The sequence below is a fragment of the Rubrivivax soli genome (genome assembly GCF_049810355.1).
Taxonomy (GTDB): domain Bacteria; phylum Pseudomonadota; class Gammaproteobacteria; order Burkholderiales; family Burkholderiaceae_C; genus Rubrivivax.
Window position 1 is genome coordinate 1 of record NZ_CP187370.1, and the last position, 4,972, is coordinate 4,972.

Here is a 4,972-nt window from a genome sequence, read left to right on the forward strand (position 1 = left end):
TATTTAGGCCAGTCCGCGGTTATGCGCAGAAAGCCCGCTGCGCTCACGCCCGACATGCGAGAGGTCGCGTCTGACTCAACATAACTCCGCTGATCTACGCGGGACGGTTCGGGTGTAGGAGCCATCCAAGCGCATTCAGCCGGCCTACCCAGACGCCGGCCGGCTGATGTCGTGCGCGCAGCCCCGCCGGCGCGGGTGAAGTACTGCCGCGCGGGTCGTGGCCTTCAGGCGCTACAGCTCGAGCACCCGCGCTGCATCTGCACGGGCGGACACTTGACCGAGCCGTAGGAACAGAACACGCAACAGTCGCCGGCCGTCGGCCGCAGCACGGTCTTGCAGTGCTCGCACTCGTAGAAGAACTGGCACGCGTCGGTCGGCATCACCTCACGCTTGGCGTGGCCGCACGCCGGGCATGTCAGCACCGATTCCAGTTCCGGGTCAGCCATGATCACTTCCTCACCGTCGAGGGGAAGCCAGCATCCGTCGTGGCCTTCGCCAGTGCCGTTGCGTTGGTCTTGTCGGCGTCAAACGTGACGGTGGCCGTCTTCTTCGCGAAGTCGATCTGAGCCTGGCTCACACCGGCCACCTTCTCGAGTGACTTCTTCACCGTGACCGGGCACAGCCCGCAGGTCATGTTCTGCACGTCGAGCACGGCGGTCTGCGGCGGCGCAGCCAGCGAAGCCAAGGGCATCAGCATGACGAGTGCTGCGGCAATCAAATGGCGCATGGGTAGGTCCTTCACAGAAAGAATGGCGCCAACCAGGGCACCGACAACAACGCGAGCAGCCCCAGCGTCACCAGCCAGAAGATCAGCCGCTGCCGCTTGAGGACGATCGGCTCGGCACACGCCGCGCCGAGCTCGCAGACCTGTGGCTGCAGGTACAGACGCCGGAACGCCAGACCCAGGAACAGCAGCGTCGCAGCGATGAACCAGGGCCTCAAAGGCTCCAGCGCCGTCAGGTTGGAGATCCACGCACCGCCGATGCCCAGCGTCAAAAGCACGAGCGGACCGACGCAGCACACCGACGCGCCGACGGCGGCCAACGCGCCGGCGAGCAGTGAACCTCTTGCTTTGAACGTGGCCATACACCGGGTGAACTTGTTTGATGTCGGAAAGTCTAGAGTCCGTACCATGGTACGGAGTCAAGGGGTCCAGATGACAAGCGAGCTGACGATAGGGCGATTGGCCGACGAGGCCGGCGTGAACGTCGAGACGATCCGGTACTACCAGCGCCGCGGCTTGATGGCTGAACCGGACAAACCGGCGAGCGGACATCGCCGCTATGGCCCGGCGGCGATCAAGCGTGTACGGTTCATCAAGCGCGCGCAGGTGCTGGGCTTCACGCTGGAGGAAGTCGCCAGCATGCTGGAGCTGGACGAGGCCTGCGCCTGTGCTGAAACACGCGAGCTTGCCGGGCACAAGTTGCAGGTCATCGAAGAGAAGCTCGCCGACCTGAAGGCGATGCGCAAGGCCTTGTTGGCGCTGCTGCGCCAATGCGATACGGGGGCGGCCACGGGCAGTTGCCCGATCATCCATGCCCTGGCCGCCGACTGACAAGCTACTCTGCGCGGCTATAGCGAGCGCAACCAGTCGAGCAGAGACTTGCTCTGCTGCCAGGATGGCAACGCTGGCGACGGCGACTCGCCGGCCACCTTCTCCAAAGCGCGCCGCTTCATCTCCAGGTTCGCCCGGGCGTAGATCTGCGTCGTCTTCACATCCACGTGCCCGAGGAAGTCGCGGATCATCTCCAGCGACACGCCGCTCTGCAGCAGGTGCATGCCCTTGGTGTGCCGCATGCTGTGGGGGCTGATCTTCTGCGTGAAGCCGGGCACGGCCGACCGGGCGGCCTGCACGTGGCAGTGCAGAAGGTACCGCAGGCCCGACCGCGACAAGCGCCCGCCCTGGCGGTTCTGGAACACCGGCAGGTGGCCTCGCTCGGGCCGATCGAGATCGTTCTCCCGCAGGTGTTCACGCAACAGCCGAGCCGTGGCGTCCATCAAAGGCACCACGCGAACCTTGCGCCCCTTGCCCAGCAACCTGACCTGGGCCTGCGTTGTCAAACGCACATCGTGGGCGTTCAGGTCGATCAACTCCTGCGCCCGGGCGCCGGTGTCGTACAGCACGCTGAGCATCACCGCGTCGCGCCGCCCGGCCGGCGTGGTCGGATCGGGATGCGCCAGCACCTGAGTCAGCTCGTCCTTGGACATGTAGGCCACCGGCACCTGGACATGGCGCCGCAGCGGCATCGCCATGATCTTCTGGCACTGCAGCATCCGCTCGGGCACCTCCGACTGCACGTAGCGGAAGAATGCGTGCAGCACGGCCAGCCGCTGGTTCTGTGTGCGGATTGAACACTTCCGCTCCTGCGACAGGTGATCGAGGAAGGCCTCGACGAAGGTCACGTCGATGTCGGCCAGGCAGAGGCGCTCGACGGCAATGCCGCGTCCGTCGCGGCCAAAGCGCAGGAGCAGCGTGAACACATCGCGGTAGGCCTTGATCGTGTTCGGGCTCAGGTTGCGCTGGCCGGCGAGGTAGCGCGTGAGGTAGTTCGTCACGTGCAAGGAGAGGTCGGTCGGCTTCATGACGACCTCCAGGGCCTGGGTGGAATGACGTCGCTGTAGGCCGCGTCCGACCGCGAGACGATCTCCGGATGCAGCTCGGCGGTCATCTGCAGGTAGTCCTGGGTGCCGTCGATCGAGGCGTGCCCGAGGTAGGTCGCCAGCACCGGCATCCTGGGCTGCAGATCGGCACCCTCGCGGTACCAGCGCAGCAGGGTATGTACCGCGAAGGTGTGGCGCAGGTCGTGAAGTCGAGGCCCTTCGCCGCGGCCGCCGTGGCCGATGCCGCATCGGTGCAGCAGTTCCCTGAAATTGCGGTACACGCCACCGCCGTCCAGCCGGCCGCCGCGAGGCGATGGGAAGAAGTACTCGTCGTCCGAACGAGGCCCCAGCGCGGCCGCGTACTTCTGCAGACGAACGACCAGGGGCCGGGCCGGCGGCACCAGGCGGTCCTTGCGGAACTTGGTGTCGTTGATGCGCAGCACCCCCTGGACTAGGTCGACGTCGCGCATGCGCAGGCGCAGAGCCTCTTCGAGACGCAGGCCGCATCCGTACAGCACGCGCAGCAGCTCCGGCAGCACGATGTGGCGCAGGTGAGTCGACGCCATCGGCTCGATCCGGTCGGCGGCTTCGAGCAAGCGGCGCACTTCCCCGTGCGTCAACACGCGCGCCAGGAATGGCCTCGAATCCTTGGCGCCCACGGCGTGATCAGGCACGTCGGCAGGAAGGTCCAGTCGGCGCATGAACAAGGCGAAGTTGCGAACCAGGTTGACCCGTGCGCGCTGGGTCTTGCCGGTCTCGTGCGGCTGCTTGGCCAGCCAGGATGCGGTCGCGGCCTTGGGCAACTCGACTTGCTGCAAGCCTTGGCTGCACAGGTGGGCGTCGAGTCGGCGCAGGCTGGATGCGGCGGGGTTGAAGCGATAGCCACAGGCTCGCTTCTCCTGAACGTATTGCGCCATCAGCGGAGCCAGGGGGCTGCTGCCGGTGAATGTCACGGGCTTACGAGGCGTGGCCATGGAACACCTCCTCCGGATCGATGGCCGCGATGCGCAGGGTCTCCACGTCGGCCTTGGCATAGATGAAGGTCGTTGCCGGCGAGGCATGCCCCAGAACGGCCGAGATGACGGGAAACGGCGTCTGCGCCCCGAGCAGCCGGGTGGCCAACGTATGGCGCAGCGAGTGCAGTCCCTGACGCTGCGGGGTCTTGAACTTGATCCCGGCCAGTTCCCGCCAGTACGCCACGACGCGGTGGAGCCGGTCGTTCTGGCAGATCGGCGAGAACGGTGGCGTCAGGTTGGTGAACAGATGCCGGTGCTCGACCGGCGGTCGCCCAGCTCGCAGGTAGTCGATGAGTGCGGCGCCGACCTCCTCGATCAGCGGCAGCACCAGCGGCTCCCCCGTCTTGTTCTGCACGATCTCGATGGTGGACGTGGTCCAGTGCAATTGATCGAGCGTCAAGCGCTTGATGTCGCCCAGGCGAAGACCCAAGCGCGAGGCGAGCATCAAGATGGCGTAGTCACGCCGGCCCTTCGGCGAGCTGCGATCGACGGCAGCAAGCAGCCGCTCGACCAGTTCTGGCTCCCACGCCGACGGCACCTTGGCATTGCTGGCCAGTCGAACGGTTGGGATGGCAGCGCTGAGGTCGCGCGGCAGGGCGCCGCGCATGAAGAGAAACTGCAGGAACAGCCTCACGCTGGACGAGACGCACGCTACGGTCCTCGGCTTCCAGTCCGTACGGGTCTGAACGAAGGCGCTGAGGTGTTCGGCCTGCAGGGCGTCCAGCGTCTCCAGGCCGCGAGTGCGCAGGAAGTCCAGGAAGACCGCGATGTTGTGCATCCGCTCGGCCAGGCTGGTGGGCCGAAGATGCCGCCGCTCCCTGGCGTATTGCTCGTACTCCCGCAGGGGCTTGTGCATGCCCGCCGGTACTCGAAGCCCGGTGGTCTCGACTACGAAGCGGCTGATGGTGCCGGTGCGCGCGAAGTCGTCGAGCACCTTGATGCCGAAGACCAGGTGCCGCCGCCACTGTTGGCCGAGCTTGAGCACCTCCCCGTCGCGAACGCCGTACGCCTGCTCGAAACGCAGGGCCAGTTCACGCGTGTACTCGGCAGGCAGGCCCTGGGCGCGGACGAAGTCGGCCAGCTGCTTCCACACCCGCTTGTAGCGATTGACGGTGCGGATGGTGTAGCTGCGCATCAGCAGTTCCTGCGCAGCGCCTTGGCAGAGCGGCTCCAGCGCCAGCGCGCCGGGCCCATTGGAGTTGAGCGAATCCATGATCGTCTCCTCGTTGACGGCGGCCACAGCGGCCACCGGGGAGGACGATCTTGGAAGCGTTATGCGCGGTCGCGACGGCCTACGTCATAGGTGGATCGCTCGGCTTGCGGCCCTTGCTGCGCATAACCGCGGACGAACCTAA

The 4,972-nt window shown here is 66.1% G+C and carries 7 protein-coding genes; 1 reads left to right on the plus strand and 6 read right to left on the minus strand.

The genetic code is table 11. The annotated features are described in order from the left end of the window. Positions 1 to 224 precede the first annotated feature (224 nt). From ACPOLB_RS27355 to ACPOLB_RS27365, 3 genes are read right to left on the minus strand one after another with little or no spacing between them, the layout of a single operon-like run. On the minus strand, positions 225 to 446 hold the full coding sequence (locus tag ACPOLB_RS27355; protein WP_425259221.1) for a GDCCVxC domain-containing (seleno)protein: 222 nt from the start codon (positions 444 to 446) through the stop codon (positions 225 to 227). 2 nt (positions 447 to 448) lie between these two features. Continuing rightward, positions 449 to 727 (minus strand): mercury resistance system periplasmic binding protein MerP, encoded by a 279-nt coding sequence (gene merP / locus ACPOLB_RS27360; protein WP_425259222.1) that lies wholly within the window; start codon positions 725 to 727, stop codon positions 449 to 451. A gap of 11 nt (positions 728 to 738) precedes the next feature. After that, positions 739 to 1,086, minus strand: coding sequence for a mercuric transporter MerT family protein (locus ACPOLB_RS27365; RefSeq protein ID WP_425259223.1), 348 nt, complete (start codon positions 1,084 to 1,086; stop codon positions 739 to 741). 70 nt (positions 1,087 to 1,156) lie between these two features. On the opposite strand from ACPOLB_RS27365, the gene merR reads away from it, so the two are divergent. Beyond that, on the plus strand, positions 1,157 to 1,555 hold the full coding sequence (merR, locus tag ACPOLB_RS27370; protein ID WP_425259224.1) for an Hg(II)-responsive transcriptional regulator: 399 nt from the start codon (positions 1,157 to 1,159) through the stop codon (positions 1,553 to 1,555). A 17-nt stretch (positions 1,556 to 1,572) separates the two neighbouring features. Here merR and ACPOLB_RS27375 read toward each other — a convergent pair whose 3' ends face one another. Genes ACPOLB_RS27375 through ACPOLB_RS27385 form a run of 3 tightly spaced genes read right to left on the minus strand, consistent with a single transcriptional unit; the run spans position 1,573 to position 4,866 of the window. Next, positions 1,573 to 2,583 carry a tyrosine-type recombinase/integrase gene (locus tag ACPOLB_RS27375; RefSeq protein WP_425259225.1) on the minus strand — a complete coding sequence of 337 codons (1,011 nt, stop codon included), beginning with the start codon at positions 2,581 to 2,583 and terminating at the stop codon, positions 1,573 to 1,575. Continuing rightward, entirely contained in the window at positions 2,580 to 3,575 is a 996-nt protein-coding gene (locus ACPOLB_RS27380; protein ID WP_425259227.1) for a tyrosine-type recombinase/integrase, read from the minus strand. Before ACPOLB_RS27380 ends, ACPOLB_RS27375 begins: the two co-directional genes overlap by 4 nt. Further along, entirely contained in the window at positions 3,559 to 4,866 is a 1,308-nt protein-coding gene (locus ACPOLB_RS27385) for a site-specific integrase (RefSeq protein ID WP_425259228.1), read from the minus strand. Before ACPOLB_RS27385 ends, ACPOLB_RS27380 begins: the two co-directional genes overlap by 17 nt. Positions 4,867 to 4,972 lie beyond the last annotated feature (106 nt).

Bases quoted from the DNA above. Each gene is read 5' to 3' on its own strand.
- merR (WP_425259224.1), top strand. From the start codon at position 1,157: ATGACAAGCGAGCTGACGATAGGGCGATTGGCCGACGAGGCCGGCGTG.
- ACPOLB_RS27375 (WP_425259225.1), bottom strand. From the start codon at position 2,583: ATGAAGCCGACCGACCTCTCCTTGCACGTGACGAACTACCTCACGCGC.
- ACPOLB_RS27380 (WP_425259227.1), bottom strand. From the start codon at position 3,575: ATGGCCACGCCTCGTAAGCCCGTGACATTCACCGGCAGCAGCCCCCTG.
- ACPOLB_RS27355 (WP_425259221.1), bottom strand. From the start codon at position 446: ATGGCTGACCCGGAACTGGAATCGGTGCTGACATGCCCGGCGTGCGGC.
- ACPOLB_RS27365 (WP_425259223.1), bottom strand. From the start codon at position 1,086: ATGGCCACGTTCAAAGCAAGAGGTTCACTGCTCGCCGGCGCGTTGGCC.
- merP (WP_425259222.1), bottom strand. From the start codon at position 727: ATGCGCCATTTGATTGCCGCAGCACTCGTCATGCTGATGCCCTTGGCT.